The organism is Paraburkholderia sp., from assembly GCF_035501035.1.
In the GTDB taxonomy this organism is placed as follows: Bacteria; Pseudomonadota; Gammaproteobacteria; order Burkholderiales; family Burkholderiaceae; genus Paraburkholderia.
The window spans coordinates 50,999-68,058 of sequence record NZ_DATJWR010000069.1; the positions used below are offsets into that span (position 1 = coordinate 50,999).

The window sequence follows — 17,060 nt, forward strand, 5'->3', positions numbered from 1 at the left end:
CCACGAGGCTCGATTGCGCCCGCAAACGGGGCGCGACCAGAACAGTCGGGCAAGGCAATGTTGTCGTGGAGGAATCGATCATGAACGACGCCTACGAACGCCGGGCGCTGCTGCTGGAGCTCGGCAGTGTCCTCAAGATGCTCGCAAACGTGAAAGAACACGAGCACGCCGTGCAGACGGTCGGAGAGGTGGTTAGAAAATACAAGACGCTCTCCAATGCGCCTTTGCTCTGCCACGTCGCCCAGACCATGACGCCTCGCGAACTGGAGCACCGTGCGCTGCGCGCGTTTTGCCGCTGGCCCGATCTCCTGCTGGAAGCGAAGCTCGATCGCAGTGCGCTTGCCGCGCCCGTAAAAGAGTGGCTCTTCGACGACTACGCATTTGGATGGGAGTCCTATGCAGCGACTCTGGCCCCGGAAGTGCCGTGGTTCGAAGCGGCCGCTGCTTCGGCGACCCCATGAAAAAGCCGGCCTGGGCTCATTGAATCGCGGGCGTTCACCCCAAGATCGCTGTCGTAAGGCGGTCCGTAGCGAGTCGGTATGCGTGAAACGAAGCCCGCCGGAATATGCGGGCAATCGGTGCCCGCGATCAGTCCGCGGATCGATCCGCCAGCGCCATGAAGACGAAACGCCCCCAACCAAGACACAGCCCCACGCAACGCAACGAGCCCATGCTCGAACTCGATGCGGGGCCGCAGGACATTCGCGTCTCCGACGATACGCTCGACCTTTTTCGCGCGCGCATGATGGCCGTTCCGCTCCTGTCGCGCGAACAGGAAATCGATCTGTCTCGCGAGATCGAGTCGAGTCGTCAAGACCTGCTGGGCGTGCTCGAGGCCTGCCCTCAGGCCCTCGAAATGCTGCGTGCAAGCGCGCGCCGGACATCGGCCGACGACATCGGCGACGACGGGCAGCATGCAGGCCCCGAGGAACTCGACGCGCCCGGCGCAAGCGAGCGTAGAGAGGCAACCCCCCTGCACGAAACCCACGACTGGCCCGCCGGCGCCATCGAAGCGGCCTGCGACGCATACGTCGCGCGCAGCCGCGAGGCGCAGGCGCACGAGCCAGCGACCGAGCCACTGCGCGTAATGGACGCCGCCCGGCGCCGGCTGCGCACGGCGACGCGCAAGATGTTCGAGGCCAATATGCGGCTCGTGCATTCCATTGCCCGGCGCTACGAGAATCGCGGCATCGACCTCCCGGATCTCGTTCAGGAGGGCAGCATCGGCTTGATGCGCGCGATCGAGAAGTTCGAACATCGGCGCGGTTTCAAGTTTTCCACCTATGCGACGTGGTGGATCCGTCAGGCCGTCTCGCGCGCCGTGGCCGAACGCTCGCGCACGATCCGGCTGCCCGTGCACGTGAGCGACGAGTTCTCCCGCGTATGGCGCGCGCGCGAACGCATCCGCCAGCAGATGGGGCGCGACGCCTCCTTCGAAGAACTGGCGCAGGCCACGAGCATGCCTGAGCACAAGGTGCGCAGCCTGCTTTCACTGCCCGTGGAGCCCGCTTCGCTCGACATCGTGCTGCCGGACGGCGAAACGGAGCTGATGGAGCTGATTCCCGATACTGCCCCCACGCAGCTGGAAACCGTGGCTCAAGTCCGCATGCGCGAGATCGTGAGGGCCCTGATCGACGAAATGGCCCCCGCGGAGGCGAACATCGTGCGGCGCCGCTTCGGCATCGGCAGCGGCGAACCGCAAACGTACGAGGAAATCTCCAGAAGCACGGGCGTCTCGCGTGAACAGGTGCGCCGCATCGAAAAGCGCGCACTCGATGCGCTACGCGAGTCGAATCGAGCGCGCGCCGCCCATGATTATCTCGAGGGCGAATACTGATGCGCTTACGCTGCGTGTGAAACGTCTGCCGCGGGGAGTTGCGCCTGCGTGGTCGTAGTGGGCTGAGCCGCCTCGCGCCCGCCCGCTTCTTCCGGAGGCTGAGCCCCCGCAATCAGCGCGAGCAGTTCGCCGTGCTCGATCACCTCCCGCTCGAGCAGGCGCTTTGCGATCCGGTCGAGTGCCTCGCGCTGCTCGGCGAGCGTGCGGGTCACGCGCTCATGGGCTTCGTTGAGCAGCCGGCGAACTTCGTCGTCGACGAGTTGGGCCGTGCGCGCCGCCGGATGCGGCCCTTCGGCCCCCATCGCCATGCGCGACGCGGCGCCGTCGTCGGCGCAGTTCGCAAGGCCGAGCCGCTCGCTCATGCCGTAGCGCGCCACCATGTGCCACGCCATCGCGGTAGCCCTCTCGAGGTCGTTTTCCGCGCCGGTGGAGACGTCGCCGAACACGAGCTCCTCTGACACCCGGCCGCCGATCAGGACATCCAGGCGATCGAGCAGTTCGCTGCGCCTGAGCACGTAGCGGTCCTCGGTGGGCACCTGCTGCGTGTAGCCGAGCGCCGCCACCCCGCGCGGGATCATCGACACCTTCTTGACCGGGTCGCAGTGCGCGCGGCTCTGGGCAACGAGCGCATGCCCCGCCTCGTGGTACGCAATGGTCACCTTCTCCTGCGCGTTCATAACCCGGCTCTTGCGCTCGGAGCCCGCCAGCGCCCGGTCGATCGCTTCATCGAAGTCCGCCATGCACACGTTGGCGCGGTCGGCTTCGGCCGCGTGCAGCGCCGCTTCGTTCACGATGTTCGCGAGGTCCGCGCCCACGCAGCCGGGGGTGCGCGCGGCCAGTTCCTCCAGGTCGACGTCTTCCGCGAGCGGCACGCCGCGCGCGTGCACCGAGAGAATCTGCCGACGGCCGTTCAGGTCGGGCCGGTCGATCGCGATATGACGGTCGAAGCGCCCCGGACGCAGCAACGCCGGATCGAGCGTCTCGGGCCGGTTGGTCGCGGCTAGCAGGATCACGCCGGCGTTCGCCTGAAAGCCGTCCATCTCGACGAGCAGCTGATTGAGCGTCTGCTCGCGCTCGTCGTTGCCCGAGACCGGATTCGCGCCGCGCACCTTGCCGAGCGCGTCGAGTTCGTCGATGAATACGATGCACGGCGCCTGACGCTGCGCCTGCTCGAAAAGATCGCGCACGCGCGCCGCGCCCACGCCCACGAACATCTCCACGAAAGACGAACCGCTGATCGAAAAGAACGGCACGCCGGCCTCGCCCGCGAGCGCCTTTGCGAGCAAGGTCTTGCCGGTTCCCGGCGCACCGACGATGAGGATGCCTTTGGGGATCTTTCCCCCTAGCCGGCGATAACGTTCAGGATGGCAAAGAAACGAGACGATCTGCTGAAGCTCCTTCTTGGCTTCGTCGATGCCGGCGATGTCGTTGAACGTCGTGCCGCTCGCCTGTTGCAGGTACATCCGCGCGCGGCTCCTGCCGATGCTCATGAAGTCGTGCATGCCCCCGCCGCGCCGCATCAGCACTTGCCACACGATCACGAACAGCACCAGCGGCGCGATCCAGACGAGCAGCAGGTCGCCCCAGTTGCTGTCGGGCGCGCCGCGATAGCGCACGCCGGCAGCGGCCAGACGCGCGGGTAGCGTATCGTCGGCAACGCGTATCGTCGTGAACGGATAAGGCGGCTTGTCGGTGGTGAAAGCGGAGGCGTCGGAGGCCGGCAGCGTCGCCTTTGCCTCGTCCGAGCGCAACTCGCCGCTGATGCGCGTAGGCGTGATCACGAGATTGTCGATTTCGTGTGCGGCGAGCAGGTGCTGAAAATCGCTATAGGCGATTGTCGGCGCCGCGGGTGCGGAGCCTAGCACCTGCGCGGCGATCAGGATCAAGAGGCCGATGAACAGCACGATGCTGCCGGAATCGAACTTCTTATCCATGCCCAATTCGCTCCTCTTCGGCCAGGGACACGCCCGGATGAGCGTCTGCGCCGTGGCATCTGCATAGCCGTGGCCGCCGGGTGCCGGATGCCGGCCTCGCGCCGCCGGCTTTGCTTCGTCATCCAGACGATATTTCCCGTCGTGTCATTCCGTACTTTCTTCCGGTGCCCGAGCCACTCGCGCGCACGCTGCGGTAAACGCCGCTTCTCGCCTCACTCGTCCGAGCCGCGAATGAGCAGTACCGGGCAGAGCGCCGAGCGCACGAACTGCTCCGCGACGCTGCCGAGCAATGCGCGTTTGACCCCGCGCCTGCCATGCGTGCCGAGCACGACCAGTTGCACGCCCCGCTTCGTCGCACAGCGCTGGAGGCAATCGGCCACGCTGTCGTTCATGCTCTGCACGTCGATCAGTTCCGTTTCGCAGCGCACGCCGGCCGCTTCGGCTTCGGCGCGAGCTGCCTCTAGCTGCTTCATGGCGTCCTCGCGGTACGCTTCGATGATGTCGGCCGGCACGTACGTGCCCCCCATGCCCATGGGCGCCACGATATCGAGCGCGTGGACGATGCACAGTTGCGCGCCCGTCATGCTCGCGAACCGTATTGCTTCGGAGAACGCCCGCCGCGATGTTTCGCTGCCGTCGTAAGCCACCAGGATCTTTTCGTACATGCCGGCCTCCTCTCGGATCATCACCCTGCGCGTGCGCATCGGGTTTGCATGGGTTTGCCTGACTATCTTCGAATCGGGCGGCGACATGCGATTGATTTGCATCAAGTAACAAAGCGGCCGCCGCTCGCCGCTCACTCGGTTGTCAGTGGGCTTGCGCCACGCCCTCGCCGCTGTCGTGCCCGCCGGGCCCGCCGTGCCAGCCGCCGCCCAACGCGGCGTACAACGCGACGGTGTCCTGCAGCCGCTGCGCCGCGGCTTCCAGCCATGCGATCTGTGCCTGGTGGAGCTGGCCGTCGGCAATCAGTATCTGCAGGTAATCCACGGTCCCCGCGCGATAGTCGGCGCGCAACAGCCGCAGCGCTTCCTGCGCCGCAGCAAGCGCGCGGGTTTGCGCGTCGAGCGCAAGCGCGTCGTATTCGAGTGCGTAGAGCACGTCGGCGACCTGGGCGAAGGCCGCGAGCACGGTCTGGCGATATTGCTCGCGCGCGGCCACGTAGGCGTCCTGCGCGGCCTTGCGGCCGTACCACAGCGTCCCGCCCTGAAAGAGCGGCGCCGCCACATCCGCCGCGAGGCTCCACGACTGGCCCATGCGCTGCGAGATCGCCGCGGGTGACGCGCCCGAGAGCCCGCCTACGGCCGAAAGCGTGATGTTCGGCAACATCGCCGCCGTCGCCACCCCGACCTGCGCGCTCGCCGCATGCAACAGCGCTTCGGACTGCAGCACGTCGGGCCGCTGTCGCACGAGTTGCGACGGCACGGTTTGCGGCAGATCCGCCGGTAGCGTGACATCGTGCAGCGAGATCTCGGGCGCGCTCCACTGGGCGGGCAGCGTGCCCGTGAGCGAGGCCAGCAGGTCGCCGGCCTGCGCGCGCTTTTGCTCGAGCACCGGCAAGGTGGCTTCGAGCGTGGCTTGCTCGTTCTGCAGCGTGACGACCGCTTCATAGGAGGCCGTGCCCGCGTGCGCCCTGACTTCGGCGATGCGCACCTGTTCGCGCACGAGTTCGATCATCTGCTGCGTCGCGTCGATTTCGTCGCGCCACGCCGCGCGCGCGATCATCGTATTGACCACGTTCGACGCGATGGTCAGCCAGGCCGCCTCCAGCACGTAGCGTTGTGCATCGCGCTCGGCCGCGAGGCCTTCCACGTAGCGGCGGTTGCCGCCCCACAGGTCGATGGCATAGCTGATCGAGGCGGAAAGCGTAAAGAGATTGAAGACGGAGGGCGCCACCTGCGACCCCATATGCAGCGGAGAATAGCGTTCACGCGCCGCGCCCGCTTCGGCGCTGGCCTGAGGATAGAAAATACCCGCCCCGGCGCGCAGCTCATCCTCGGCGTGGCGCAGTGAGGCTTGCGCCTGTACGAGCGTGGCGTTGTCGGTGAGCGCGTCATCCACCGTGGAGTCGATCGTGCGGTTGCCGAACTGGGTCCACCAGTCGTCGCGCACGCTCACGTCCGCCCGGAGCGTCTGCGAGGAACCCGCCGCCGTGAAGGTGGACGGGCCTGCGCCAGGCAGGAACGCGTCGACTTTCGGCGGCGGCGGGCGCGAGAAGTCCGGTCCGACCGCGCAAGCCGCGAGCAACATGGCACAAACCACGGCACAGGATCGAGCGCATAGGCTGCCCGCGAGGCACACACCGCGCCGGCCGGCGCGATCGTAGCCGCCACGCGCCCGCACAGGCGCCGGATCAACGAGCGGAGATGTAGACATCGACGATCTGCCCAGGATAAAGATGCAGCCCCGCCTTCGGCACGACGCGAAAGATGACCGGCAGCACGCGCAGGTCCACGCGCTCGGTGCGCTGGTCGGAGAGTTCGATTTTCGGCGTCACGTAGGGCTGGATGCGCTCGAACTCGAGATCGGCGTCGATGCTCGCCCCGCGCACCGTCATGCGCGCCTTCAGCCGCGCCGGCTCCGGCAGCCTTGCGATCAGGATCTCGTCCACGTAGCAGCGCACGGCGAGCCGCTCCGGTGCCGTGCCGAGCACGATCGCCGGCTCCATGCCCTGCGTGTAGGTGTCGTACACGCCCTGCTGCGAAAGATAGGAGCCCTGCGCCGTGTTCACGGCGAGCACCACGCCGTCGGCCGGCGCGCGCAGCGTGTAGTGGGCGAGCAGGGCTTCGGCGGAAACTGCAGCCTTGCGCAGCGCTTCGACCTGGCCCTGCTGGTTGCGCACGTCGTACACCCACGCGCCCGCGCGCGTGAGCCGGTCCTGGCGCGTGACGACCTCCAGATTGGCGCGCGCGACCCGCACGCCGTTTTCCGCGTTGTCGAGCACGTCGCGGCTCACGGCTTTCGGGTCGATGTCCCATGCCTCTTTCTGCTTCGCGTAGGTGTCCTCGGCCATCTTCAGGCTGGCCTGTGCCGCGCTCACCTGGGCGTCCGCGACATCGCGTGTTTCCGGCCGCGGCTGCGCCTGCAGCTCTTCGAGCAGCGCCTGCGCGGCATCGGCCTGCGCCGCGAGCTGCTGCGCGCTGGCTCGCTGAACCGAATCGTCGATGGTGAGCAGCACGTCGCCGGCCTTCACGCGGTCGCCGTCGTGCACGTAGAGCCGCGTGACGGCGCCGCCCACGTCCGGGTAGATGTTGACGTTCGCGCCCGCGGGCTGGTCGCTTTCCACGATCCCCGTTGCGTAGACGCCGTGCTCGTAAGGGTTGGCCGCCGGCTGAAACACAGGCGGCTGCGGCGCCTGCTGAATGCCGAACACCCACGCGGCAACGATACTGGCAATGAAGCCGGCCACCGCGGCGGCGAACAGGATGCGGTGCTTCATCGCGCGCCTCCCGCGTCGATGCCCTTGAGCTTGCCGTCCTCCATGTGCAGGATGCGGTCGGCGTATTCGAAGATGCGGCTGTCGTGCGTAACGATCACGATGCAGCGGCGCGCATTGAGTACCTGATGCTTGACGAACTCGATGATGTTGCGCCCCGTGTCGCCGTCGAGCGAAGCGGTCGGCTCGTCGAGCACCAGAATGTCGGGCTGGCTGACGATCGCGCGCGCAATCGCCACGCGCTGCTGCTCGCCGCCGGAAAGCTTCACGGGCGGCAGCGTCGCGCGTCCGGCGAGCCCCACCACTTCCAGATAGCGCGCCGCTTCGGCCAGCGCTTCATCCCACGGCCGGCGTTTGAGGATCAGGGGAATCGCCACGTTCTCGGCCGTGGTGAGGCGCGGAAACAGGTGATAGTCCTGGAACACGAAGCCGATGCGGTGGAGCCGGAAGTCGGCGAGCCCGTCGTCGGGCTGCGCCCAGAGGTCCACGCCGTCGATCGAAACGGTTCCGCCGTCGGGCCGCAGAATGCCGGAGATGACACTGAGCAGCGTGGTCTTGCCGCTGCCCGAGGGCCCGACGATGAGCACCATTTCGCCGAAGCGCGCCTGCATCGACACGCCCTGCAGCGCATGGGTGCGCGCCGCGCCCTCGCCGAACCATTTGTCGAGCGCGCGTGCTTCGATGGCGATCGAATCCGTCATCGCGTCAGCCCCGGAAGATGTCGAACGGCTCGATGCTCAGCACGCGGCGCACGCCGAGATAGCTCGAGAGCGCGGCGATCACCACCACCATCGCGAATGCGAGGGCGAGGTTGCCGTACGTGATCATCGCCGCGTAATCGCGGATGCGCAGGCGCGCGAGCGAGATGGAAGCCGCGCACAGGCCCACGCCGAGGCCATAGCCCGTGAGCGCGGTGAACGCCGCCTGAAACAGGATCATCGCGACGAGTTCGCGCCGCTTCGCGCCGATCGCCTTGAGCGCGCCGAATTTTTCGAGGTTTTCGAGGATGAAGGTGTAAAACGTCTGCCCCGAAATCGACAATCCGACGATGAAGCTGATGACCGTCATCAGCAGGATGTTGGTGCCGAGGCTCGTCTCGTACTTGTAGAAGTTGGCGATGCGCTGCATGAACTCCTGCTTCGTGTACGCGATATAGCCGAGCGACGCCACGACGGCCTTGATGTGCGCGATGTCCGCCTCCGACTTCGGCTCGACGAGAATGTACGACGTGGTGTAGCGCGTGGACGGGATGTACTGGATCGCGCGGCTGTACGTGGTGTAGAGCGTGGGCGTGCCGAAGAGCCCGCTGCTTGCCACCGTGGCGATGCCGACAACGACGGCGCGGTGGTCGTTCAGCTCGAAGTCGGTGCCGGGCGCGGGGCTGCCGAGCTTGTAGAACTCGGCGTCCTGCACGGCAATGAAGCCGTTCTCCGCGTAGATGTCTTCGATGCGGCCGCGCTTCATTCGCGGCCAGCCATAGAGCGTGGTGTCGTCGAGGCCGATGACCGTCGTGGCCTGGTAAGTGCCGTCGCGCAGCTTGACGAGCGCCGCGCCCGAGTACAGCGGCACCGCGTATTTCACGCCGTCGATGCTGCGCACGGCGTCGAGCACGTAGTCGGGCATGCCGATGCTGCTCGCAATGGTCTGCACGGCCGGGTCCATGACCCAGATCTTCGCGCCCACGTTGATGACCGTGGAAGACGAACGATTGAGGATGCCGGCGAACATCGACATCATCTCGACCATCAGGAACACGGCGAACGTAATGCCGATCAGGAGCGCCGTGAATTTGGCGCTGTCGTTCACGAGCAGCTTGAACGCGAGCCGCAGGATGCCCGGCATGACGAACCATTTAGCCATGGATGCGCGGCCCCGTATCGAGATGGATGACAGCGTCTGCCGTGCCAGAGACCGGCGGGGCTGTGAGCCGATTCTCGGGCAGGCGAGCTGCATCCTGTTGACGTGTGTCAAATGAATGAAGCCTGGCGGGAGCGACTAATAGGAGGACTCGACGGATTCGAACCCTCGGAGGAGACGCTGCCATGCCGTACAAGACCGTGCTCACCTACCTCGACCCGAGCGATCGCGCCGGGGCGCGGCTGAGCTTTTCGCTGGAACTCGCAAAGACACTCGACGCGCACCTGATCGGGCTTTTCACGACCTTCGTACCCGAGGCGCGGGACTATTTTTCGGTGGCCGGCTGCGCGCACTACTACGACGACTGGCTCGATGCGCGGCGCGGCCAGCGCGACGCGGCCGAAGAGGCGTTTCGTCATGCGCTGCGCAGCGCGGGCCTGGGCGGCGAATGGATTGCGTTCGACGACTACGCCGAAGCGCCCATGATCCGGCGCAGCCGTCACGCCGACCTGCTGATCGCCGGCCAGACGGGACCCGACGACGACTCGCAGGCGTTGCGCAAGCGCTTCCTGGAAGGCGTGGTGCTGACTTCCGGCAGGCCGGTGCTCGTGCTGCCGTACGCCGGGGGCTTGCGGCCGGCGGGCAACTCGATCGCGATAGCGTGGGACGGCAGCCGCGAAGCGGCTCGCGCCGTGCGCGACGCCATGCCGTTTCTGGAGCGTGCCGGGCGCGTGACGGTGCTGCGCGTGCGCAGCACCGACTCGCTGCGGCGCGTTACGACGGGGGCGCAAGGCGGGGAAATCGACCTGATGCTGGCGAGGCACGCGGTGAACGTCGACTTCGCGGAGGCCACCAGCGATTCGGACGAAACGGCGGCCGACGCGCTGCTTTCGTGGGTGGCCACGAGCGGCTGCGACCTGGTCGTGGCGGGGGCCTACAGTCATCCGCAGTGGCAGGAACAGTGGCTCGGCGGCGTCACGCGCGCCCTGCTCGAATCGGCGACGGTTCCCGTGCTGCTGTCACATTGACGGCGACAGGGAAACAAGGCGACATGGCGACGGCCGTTGCGGCGTCAGCTAAGCCTCTTGCGCGATGGCGTAGAGGCGCTTGACCTCGTCCACATCGCATAGCGCCGTGCCGCTGGAGAGCAAGGTTGCCGAGGCCGCCGCTTGAGCGAGCCGCGCGGCGTCCCTCAGAGGGTCGCCACGGCGCAGCGCGACGAGCAGCCCCGCAAGGAAGCTGTCGCCGGCGCCCGTTGCGCTCGACACCGGCACGGGCAGCGCCTTCACGCGAATCGTTTCTTCGGACGAGACGAGCAGTGCGCCGCGCTCCCCCAGCGTCAACGCAACGACCTGCGCGCGCCGGTCCTCGACGAGCCGCCGCGCCGCGGCCAGCCACGCGGCTTCATCGGCGAGCGGTCTTTCCTCCAGGGCCGCCAGCTCGCCAAGGCTGGGCTTCACGAGATAAACCCCCGCATCGAGTGCGAGCGCGAGCGGCAGGCCCGAGGTGTCGAGCACCACGCGCGTGCCGCGATGGTTGGCGTAACGGGCCAGGTCGGCGTAGGCCTTCGGCGGCAATCCGGGCGGCAGGCTGCCGCTCAGCACGAGATAGCGCGGCGCGGGCATCAGCGCGTCGAGCACGGCGAGCATGCCCGACCACTCCTCGGCGCCGATCTGCGGCCCGGGCAGCACGAAGCGGAACTCGCGGCCCGTCGAGCGCTCGGTCACGGAGAAGTTTTCGCGCGTCTCGCCCGCAATGCGCAGCCGGCGGCTCGCCACGCGCTCCGCCGCGAGCATCTGTTCGAGCAGATTCCCCGAAGCGCCCCCCGCCAGGTAGAGCGCGAGGCAACTCGGCTCGCGGCCATCGAGCCGCTGAATCACGCGGGCAACGTTGAGGCCGCCGCCGCCGGGATAGCGGCGCGCGGCGTCGCAGCGCAGCTTGTGCGTATCGACGACCCGATCCACCGCCGTCGAAACATCGACGGCAGGGTTCAGCGTGAGCGTCACGATCTCGACCACCGTCGCCCCCTGAGTAGGCATTTGCCTACACGATCAGAAAAAACGCCTACGTCAGTTTCAGCGCCCGCTCATTGGAACGCTGGCCGCCGCATCACATACTGAAGGCGTACCCCTCCCCCCGTCCGTTGCAAGGAGCGTTGCCATGTCCACCGTCGAAATCCGCTCGCTGACCGGCGCGACGCTCCCCAACGCGGGCGCCGCCGACGACCCCGAAACCCTGCTCGCGCTCGCACGCACCGCCGGCATGCTCGTCACGCTCGACGGTCAGATCGGGCGCGAGAAGTATCAGAGTGTGGCGGGTTCGTTGCATGCGTTTCAGGCCTTCGCCGCCGCGCTGCGCGACGCCATCGTCACGGACAAGACGACCTGAGCGGAGCGTGCGCGGCGTGCGGCCTACTGCATGTGCATGCCGCCGTTGATGGCAAGATTGGCGCCCGTCACGAACGCGCCGTCGTCGGAGCACAGGTAGGCGACGAGTCCCGCTACCTCCTCCGGGCGACCCAGGCGCCCCACGGGGATCTGCGGCAGGATGCGCGTATCCATGATGTCCTGCGGCACGGCTTCCACCATTGCGGTTGCGAGGTAGCCCGGAGACACCGTGTTCACGGTCACGCCGCGTTTGGCGACTTCGAGCGCGAGCGACATCGTGAAACCGTGAATACCGGCCTTTGCCGCTGCGTAGTTCGTCTGCCCAAAAGAGCCGCGCGAACCGTTTACGGACCCCACGTTCACGATGCGGCCGAACCGGCGCTCCAGCATCCCCGGCAGGAAAGGCTTCGTGAGATTGAACATGCTGTCGAGATCCGTGTGCATGACCGCATCCCACTCGGGCTTCGTGAGCTTCATGAAGCTCGCGTCGCGCGTGATGCCGGCGTTGTTGACAAGGACATCGATGCCGCCGAACTCGGCGATCACCGCTCGCGCGCATTCCTCGCACGATTCGTAGCTGGCCACGTCGAGCGCGAACGCATGAAACGTTCTGCCCACTTCGCGCTCGCCGTGCAGCCACGCCGCTACATGATCGTTGTGCTCCGAATGCGAAACGACGACGGTCATGCCGTCGTCGAAAAGTCTGCGGCTGATCGCGGCGCCAAGCCCTCCCATTGCGCCACTCACAAAGGCAATCCGGTCCTTGCGCATCTCGCTTCTCCTCACAGTTGGGTGATCGGCCGCTGCCACGCACCGGCGCGATCGGAACGTCGCTCCACTATAAGAACGCGCCTTCGCGCGCAATTGACATGCGTCAATCGTAGCCGCGCCCGCCGCATGCCGCAGGCGCCCGCGACTGGTTGATTCAGGTCAATCGTGCCCAGGCGCCGGATCCTAGACTGATCGCACGCAGCACCTGGTCGCGGTTTTCTCAATCGTGGAGCGCCGATCATGGAGTACCGCAGCATCCTTGTTCATCTGGACGGCAGCGAACGTGCGAGCGCCTGCCTCGATCTCGCGTTGCTGGTGGCGCGCCACCACGGCGCCCATGTCACCGCGCTTTTCGCGCCTGTCACGACGGACCACGAAAGCGCCTGGTCGATCACGTTCGACATGGGGTATCGCGCGCGGACACGGGAAGACCGGCGTCATGAGCTGGAGCATCAATTCTCGAGCGGCCTCTCGCAAACGGAACTCAAAGGCACCTGGCATACGGGCGCGCGTCACGCCGAGCACGAGCTGCTCGCGCTCGCGCCGTTCGCGGATCTCATCGTGGTGGGCCAAAGCGACCCGCGTGACCCTGAAGCGTCCCTCAATAATCGTCTGCAGGCCCGCGTGACGCTCGCAGCGGGGCGCCCGGTGCTGTGGGTGCCCTACGTCGGGACGTATCCCACGGTGGGCGAGCGCGTGGTCATCGCCTGGGACGCCGGCCAGTCCGCCACGCGCGCCCTGTACGACGGCCTGCCCTTCATGCGGCTCGCCACCCATACCACGCTCGTCACGCTCAACACCGAACGCGAAGGCCGCATTCCGGGCGCCGATATTGCCCTCGTGCTCGCGCGCCACGGCATCGACGTGGAGGTCACCCAGTTGCACACGCCCCCGACGGTGTCGGTTGGCGACGCCCTGCTTTCCCGCGTGGACAAACTCGGCAGCGACCTCCTGGTAATGGGGGCATACGGGCACACACGCTGGAAGGAACTCGTACTCGGCGGCGTCACGCAAACCATGCTCGGGTCGATGCCGGTTCCGGTGCTGATGTCGCATTGAGCAAATCGTGCGCCCGGACGGTGCGCGCGGCGGCTCAGGTTCAAGGAAGATCGCCATGTTTTACAAGAGCTTGCTCGTCCACCTGGACGACTCGGAACGATGTGCGGTGCGCCTTGCGCTCTCGCTCGAGCTGGCAGAACGGTTCGACGCGCATGTGACCGGGCTTTACCTGCCGCGTGCCCGCACGCACGCGAGCGAAGGCGCGCCGACTCCCGAGCTGCGCCTCGCCCGCACGCACGAGGCATTTCTGTTCGCCGCGGAGCACGCGGGCCGGATCGTCGAATGGCGCGCGCCGCAACCTTGCGACGCCGCGACCGCCACGCTGCACGCGCGCCACGCCGACCTGCTCGTGCTCGGGCAGCCCGAAGCCCCGGATTGGGTCGAGCAGAGCGTGGGCGGCCTGGTGACGGATCTGCTGATGACCTCGGGGCGGCCCGCCATCGTGGTCCCGCATTCCGGCGCCTTTGCCGAATTCGCGCAAAACGTGCTGATCGCCTGGGATGGCAGCCGCGAAGCGGCGCGCGCCGCCTCCGATGCGCTGCCTCTATTGCAGCGCGCCCAGTGCGTATCGATCGAAGTCATCACTTCGCATGGTCGCGCGAAGCGCGCGCACGCCGAAAGCGAGGCGATCGACGCCGCCGCGTGGCTCGACCTGCACGGGGTGCGCGCCTCGTTTCACGAGAGCACGCGCGATCCGGGCGTCCAGACCGGCGTGGCATTGTTGAGCCGCGCGAGCGACTTGCACGCCGACCTGCTGGTGGCGGGCGCTTACGCGCATTCGCGCCTGCGTGAATGCGTGCTCGGCGGCGTGACGCGCACGCTACTGGAAGCGATGACGGTTCCGGTCCTCATGTCGCACTGATTTCACCCTGCGCGACGTGCCGCGCCATGCCGTGGCGCGCTGCGCTATGCCGTGCCGTGCCCTTACCCCGGCGGGAGTTCACCATGCTCGACAAGCCCGATGTGTCCTCAGCCCACCCCAGCGCGGTCGACAAGCTCGACGACTACGCTCTGCGTTACGCCTTGCGCCACGCCACGCTTGCCCCGTCGAGCCACAACAGCCAGCCGTGGCGTTTCGTGGCGACCCACGACAGGATCCTGCTCTGCGCCGACCGGCTGCGCGCGCTGCCCGTCGTCGATCCGTACGATCGGGAGCTGATCATCAGTTGCGGCGCGGCGCTCTTCAATCTGCGCGTGGCGCTCGCGAGCCTCGGCATCGGCTACGCGATCACGCTTTTTCCAACGAGCCTCGATCCCGACCTGCTCGCCGACGTGCGCCTGCTTCGGGCGCAGCCCGTCGGCGCCGAACTGGCTCCGCTCGTCAACGCCATTTCCCAGAGAGTCACCACGCGGCACCCGTTTTCCCCGCAGCAAGTCGGCGCGGACGTCGAGCGCGAGCTGGTCGAAGCGGCGCTCAGCGAGGGCGTGGAAGTTGCATGCGCAAGCGAGGCGAGCAAGCGCGAGGCGATCGCCGACCTCGTGGCCAAAGCCGATGAGGGCCAGTTCGCCGACCCCAGGTTCCGTCGCGAGCTGGCGAAGTGGATTCACCCGCGCCGCACCGGCGACGGCATGCCCGCCTATTCAGCCGGGCTCCCCTCCCTGCTCGACTTCGCCACGCCGCTCGTGGCTTCCGCCATTCGCACGTTCGATGTCGGCGGCGGCGTAGCGGCGACCCATCGCGAGCTTGCGGCGGGGTCGCCCCTGCTGCTGTGTCTGGCGACGAGCGTCGACGACGCCCAGGCCTGGCTCGCGGCCGGCGAGGCGCTGGAGCGCGTGCTGCTCGTGCTGACTTCGCACGGACTCTGCGCCTCTTATCTGAATCAGCCCATCGAAGTGGGTGAGTTGCGCGCGCAACTGGGCGCGCTTCTCGGCATGCCCGAATCGGCTTACCCGCAGATTCTGCTGCGCATCGGGCATGGCACCCCAGATACGCAGTCTCCGCGCCGCCCGCTAAGCGAGGTCGTATCGTAAATCGCCAGCACGCGTCGCCCGCTTCCTTTATAAGCAAAACGTCAGAAAACCAGCTTGCAAGAGTTCTGAACGCAGCACGAAATATGCCCTACCATGCGACATATCGGCGTGACACACCTCGCTCCCCAGGCTATGTCCGAAGCCTGGAAACCTGGCAAATCATCCGGAGTGCCGCATGCAAACGGCAGGGCCCAAATCCTGGCTAGGACGCAATGACAGCGATATCGCCATCGCACACCGGTATCGCCTTCTGATCGACGCCGTACGCGACTACGCCATTTTCATGCTCGAACCCGGCGGCCGCATCGCGAGCTGGAATCCCGGCGCGCAGCGGATCAAGGGCTATTCTCCAGACGAAATCGTCGGCCAGCACTTCTCCGTGTTCTATACGCCCGACGATATCGCTTCGGGCAAGCCCGCGCGCCTGCTCGAGGCTGCGGCGCGTCAGGGGCGCGTCGAGGACGAGGGCTGGCGCGTGCGCAAGGACGGCAGCCGCTTCTGGGCGAATGTCGTCATCACCGCCGTGCGCGACGACGACGATGCGCTCGTCGGCTTCGCGAAAATCACCCGGGACATGAGCGAGCGACGCAGACTCGAAGAGCTCGAGCGGGCTCATGCCGCGTCGGCGCTCATGCAGCAGGCGCGCGAGAACGAACAGAAGCGCATCGCGCGCGAGCTGCACGACGATCTGGGGCAACAGATCGCAGCGCTGAAAATGGCGCTCGGCAGTCACGAAACCGACCTCGCCAATGCGTTGCCGGCGCCAACGCGCGGCGCACTGGAGGCGGTCGCGCAGATCGGCGCGCAAATCGACGCGCTTGCCGTCGCCATACGGCGCATCGCCGCCGATCTGCGGCCCGCCGTGCTCGACGATCTCGGGCTCCAGGCTGCGCTCGAATGGCTGGCGCAAGACTTTCAAAGCCGTTACGGCGTGAGCGTGCAGTGCGAACTGGACATTTCGGAGCCCGACCTCGACGAATTCGCCACCACGGCCCTCTTTCGGGTCGTCCAGGAGGCGCTCACGAATGTCGCGCGCCACGCCCACGCGCACCATGTGACGATCGAGCTGGAGAACGATGCCAAACATTGCAGCCTGCGCGTCAGCGACGACGGAGTCGGCTTCGACCCGCGAGCCGCGTCGCGTTCCGATGCGTTCGGGCTCATCGGCATGCGCGAGCGCGTTTTGCAGCTCGGCGGCTCGCTGACGGTCGAGAGCCGTCCCGGCGCGGGCGTCACGATTTCGGCGGAGCTGCGCCTGCCGGTGGAAATCCATCTCCCCTTCGTTCCCGTTACACGGTAACGGCGGAAAAGCGCGAATAAGCGCGGGTAAGCGCGCTCACGCGCGCAGTTCATCTGACGCCACCGACCTCCCGCACGAATTCCAGCTGCCCCTCGAGCAACTGCTCGGCGCAGCGCGCATAGGCCCAGCCAGGGCCGTTGTCGGTGCTGTACATGCCGCGGCACATGCCCTTGAGCCGTATCGTCGTCGTTCCGTCCGCCGCCATCTGCCGCACCGCCCAAAAGTACGCAATGCCAAATTCATGTGGCATGCGCGTCGCGATCGTGTCGTCCGTCGAAGTCTCGATCGGCGTGGGCGAGTGCCGTTCGACGAAGAGCCGGGCGCGACCCCAGGCCTCTACGCACGCATCGGGCGTGGCGCATTTGATCGCGCTCTGCTCGCGCGACGCCTCCAGCTCGGTCTCCGAACGGCGGAAACCGTCGTTTTCGTCGCCGTGCGTGACGCACGCGCCAAGCAATGCAATCGACAGAATCGGCACCAGTGACCTGCCAGAGGACAACCTGATCGACAT

The 17,060-nt window shown here is 67.0% G+C and carries 17 protein-coding genes; 8 read left to right on the forward strand and 9 right to left on the reverse strand.

Annotation, left to right across the window (positions count from 1 at the left end):
• Positions 1 to 80 precede the first annotated feature (80 nt).
• Both VMJ11_RS04485 and VMJ11_RS04490 read left to right on the forward strand, forming a co-directional pair.
• Positions 81 to 461, forward strand: a complete 381-nt coding sequence (locus tag VMJ11_RS04485; protein ID WP_325617308.1) for a hypothetical protein — start codon at positions 81 to 83, stop codon at positions 459 to 461.
• Between the two features lie 155 nt (positions 462 to 616).
• Positions 617 to 1,837, forward strand: a complete 1,221-nt coding sequence (locus VMJ11_RS04490) for a sigma-70 family RNA polymerase sigma factor (protein WP_325617310.1) — start codon at positions 617 to 619, stop codon at positions 1,835 to 1,837.
• Positions 1,838 to 1,842: 5 nt separating this feature from the next.
• On the opposite strand, the gene ftsH is transcribed toward VMJ11_RS04490, so the two are convergent.
• The 6 genes from ftsH to VMJ11_RS04520 form a co-directional block, all read right to left on the reverse strand.
• Positions 1,843 to 3,771 (reverse strand): ATP-dependent zinc metalloprotease FtsH, encoded by a 1,929-nt coding sequence (gene ftsH, locus VMJ11_RS04495; RefSeq protein WP_325617312.1) that lies wholly within the window; start codon positions 3,769 to 3,771, stop codon positions 1,843 to 1,845.
• Between the two features lie 212 nt (positions 3,772 to 3,983).
• Entirely contained in the window at positions 3,984 to 4,436 is a 453-nt protein-coding gene (locus tag VMJ11_RS04500; protein WP_325617314.1) for a universal stress protein, read from the reverse strand.
• A 142-nt stretch (positions 4,437 to 4,578) separates the two neighbouring features.
• Positions 4,579 to 6,018, reverse strand: a complete 1,440-nt coding sequence (locus tag VMJ11_RS04505; RefSeq protein WP_325617316.1) for an efflux transporter outer membrane subunit — start codon at positions 6,016 to 6,018, stop codon at positions 4,579 to 4,581.
• Positions 6,019 to 6,121: 103 nt separating this feature from the next.
• Positions 6,122 to 7,207 carry an HlyD family secretion protein gene (locus tag VMJ11_RS04510; RefSeq protein WP_325617318.1) on the reverse strand — a complete coding sequence of 362 codons (1,086 nt, stop codon included), beginning with the start codon at positions 7,205 to 7,207 and terminating at the stop codon, positions 6,122 to 6,124.
• Entirely contained in the window at positions 7,204 to 7,905 is a 702-nt protein-coding gene (locus tag VMJ11_RS04515) for an ABC transporter ATP-binding protein (protein ID WP_325617320.1), read from the reverse strand. The genes VMJ11_RS04510 and VMJ11_RS04515 overlap by 4 nt, the downstream gene beginning before the upstream one ends.
• Positions 7,906 to 7,909: 4 nt before the next feature.
• Positions 7,910 to 9,046 carry an ABC transporter permease gene (locus tag VMJ11_RS04520; RefSeq protein WP_325617486.1) on the reverse strand — a complete coding sequence of 379 codons (1,137 nt, stop codon included), beginning with the start codon at positions 9,044 to 9,046 and terminating at the stop codon, positions 7,910 to 7,912.
• Positions 9,047 to 9,246: 200 nt separating this feature from the next.
• Between VMJ11_RS04520 and VMJ11_RS04525 the strand changes: the two genes are divergently transcribed.
• Positions 9,247 to 10,089 carry a universal stress protein gene (locus VMJ11_RS04525; protein ID WP_325617322.1) on the forward strand — a complete coding sequence of 281 codons (843 nt, stop codon included), beginning with the start codon at positions 9,247 to 9,249 and terminating at the stop codon, positions 10,087 to 10,089.
• Positions 10,090 to 10,137: 48 nt separating this feature from the next.
• Here VMJ11_RS04525 and VMJ11_RS04530 read toward each other — a convergent pair whose 3' ends face one another.
• Positions 10,138 to 11,079 carry a 1-phosphofructokinase family hexose kinase gene (locus VMJ11_RS04530; protein WP_325617487.1) on the reverse strand — a complete coding sequence of 314 codons (942 nt, stop codon included), beginning with the start codon at positions 11,077 to 11,079 and terminating at the stop codon, positions 10,138 to 10,140.
• 142 nt (positions 11,080 to 11,221) lie between these two features.
• Between VMJ11_RS04530 and VMJ11_RS04535 the strand changes: the two genes are divergently transcribed.
• The gene (locus VMJ11_RS04535) at positions 11,222 to 11,449 is read left to right on the forward strand and encodes a hypothetical protein (protein WP_325617324.1); all 228 of its coding nucleotides are present in this window, start codon (positions 11,222 to 11,224) and stop codon (positions 11,447 to 11,449) included.
• A 23-nt stretch (positions 11,450 to 11,472) separates the two neighbouring features.
• On the opposite strand, the gene VMJ11_RS04540 is transcribed toward VMJ11_RS04535, so the two are convergent.
• Positions 11,473 to 12,219, reverse strand: a complete 747-nt coding sequence (locus VMJ11_RS04540; RefSeq protein WP_325617326.1) for a beta-ketoacyl-ACP reductase — start codon at positions 12,217 to 12,219, stop codon at positions 11,473 to 11,475.
• 240 nt (positions 12,220 to 12,459) lie between these two features.
• Between VMJ11_RS04540 and VMJ11_RS04545 the strand changes: the two genes are divergently transcribed.
• The 4 genes from VMJ11_RS04545 (at position 12,460) to VMJ11_RS04560 (ending at position 16,549) form a co-directional block, all read left to right on the forward strand.
• Positions 12,460 to 13,278, forward strand: a complete 819-nt coding sequence (locus VMJ11_RS04545; RefSeq protein ID WP_325617328.1) for a universal stress protein — start codon at positions 12,460 to 12,462, stop codon at positions 13,276 to 13,278.
• 55 nt (positions 13,279 to 13,333) lie between these two features.
• Positions 13,334 to 14,140 carry a universal stress protein gene (locus tag VMJ11_RS04550; RefSeq protein ID WP_325617330.1) on the forward strand — a complete coding sequence of 269 codons (807 nt, stop codon included), beginning with the start codon at positions 13,334 to 13,336 and terminating at the stop codon, positions 14,138 to 14,140.
• A gap of 83 nt (positions 14,141 to 14,223) precedes the next feature.
• Positions 14,224 to 15,249: an Acg family FMN-binding oxidoreductase gene (locus VMJ11_RS04555; protein ID WP_325617332.1), complete on the forward strand. Its 1,026-nt coding sequence runs from the start codon at positions 14,224 to 14,226 to the stop codon at positions 15,247 to 15,249.
• 175 nt (positions 15,250 to 15,424) lie between these two features.
• The gene (locus VMJ11_RS04560) at positions 15,425 to 16,549 is read left to right on the forward strand and encodes a PAS domain S-box protein (RefSeq protein WP_325617334.1); all 1,125 of its coding nucleotides are present in this window, start codon (positions 15,425 to 15,427) and stop codon (positions 16,547 to 16,549) included.
• A gap of 49 nt (positions 16,550 to 16,598) precedes the next feature.
• On the opposite strand, the gene VMJ11_RS04565 is transcribed toward VMJ11_RS04560, so the two are convergent.
• Positions 16,599 to 17,060: a hypothetical protein gene (locus VMJ11_RS04565; protein ID WP_325617336.1), complete on the reverse strand. Its 462-nt coding sequence runs from the start codon at positions 17,058 to 17,060 to the stop codon at positions 16,599 to 16,601.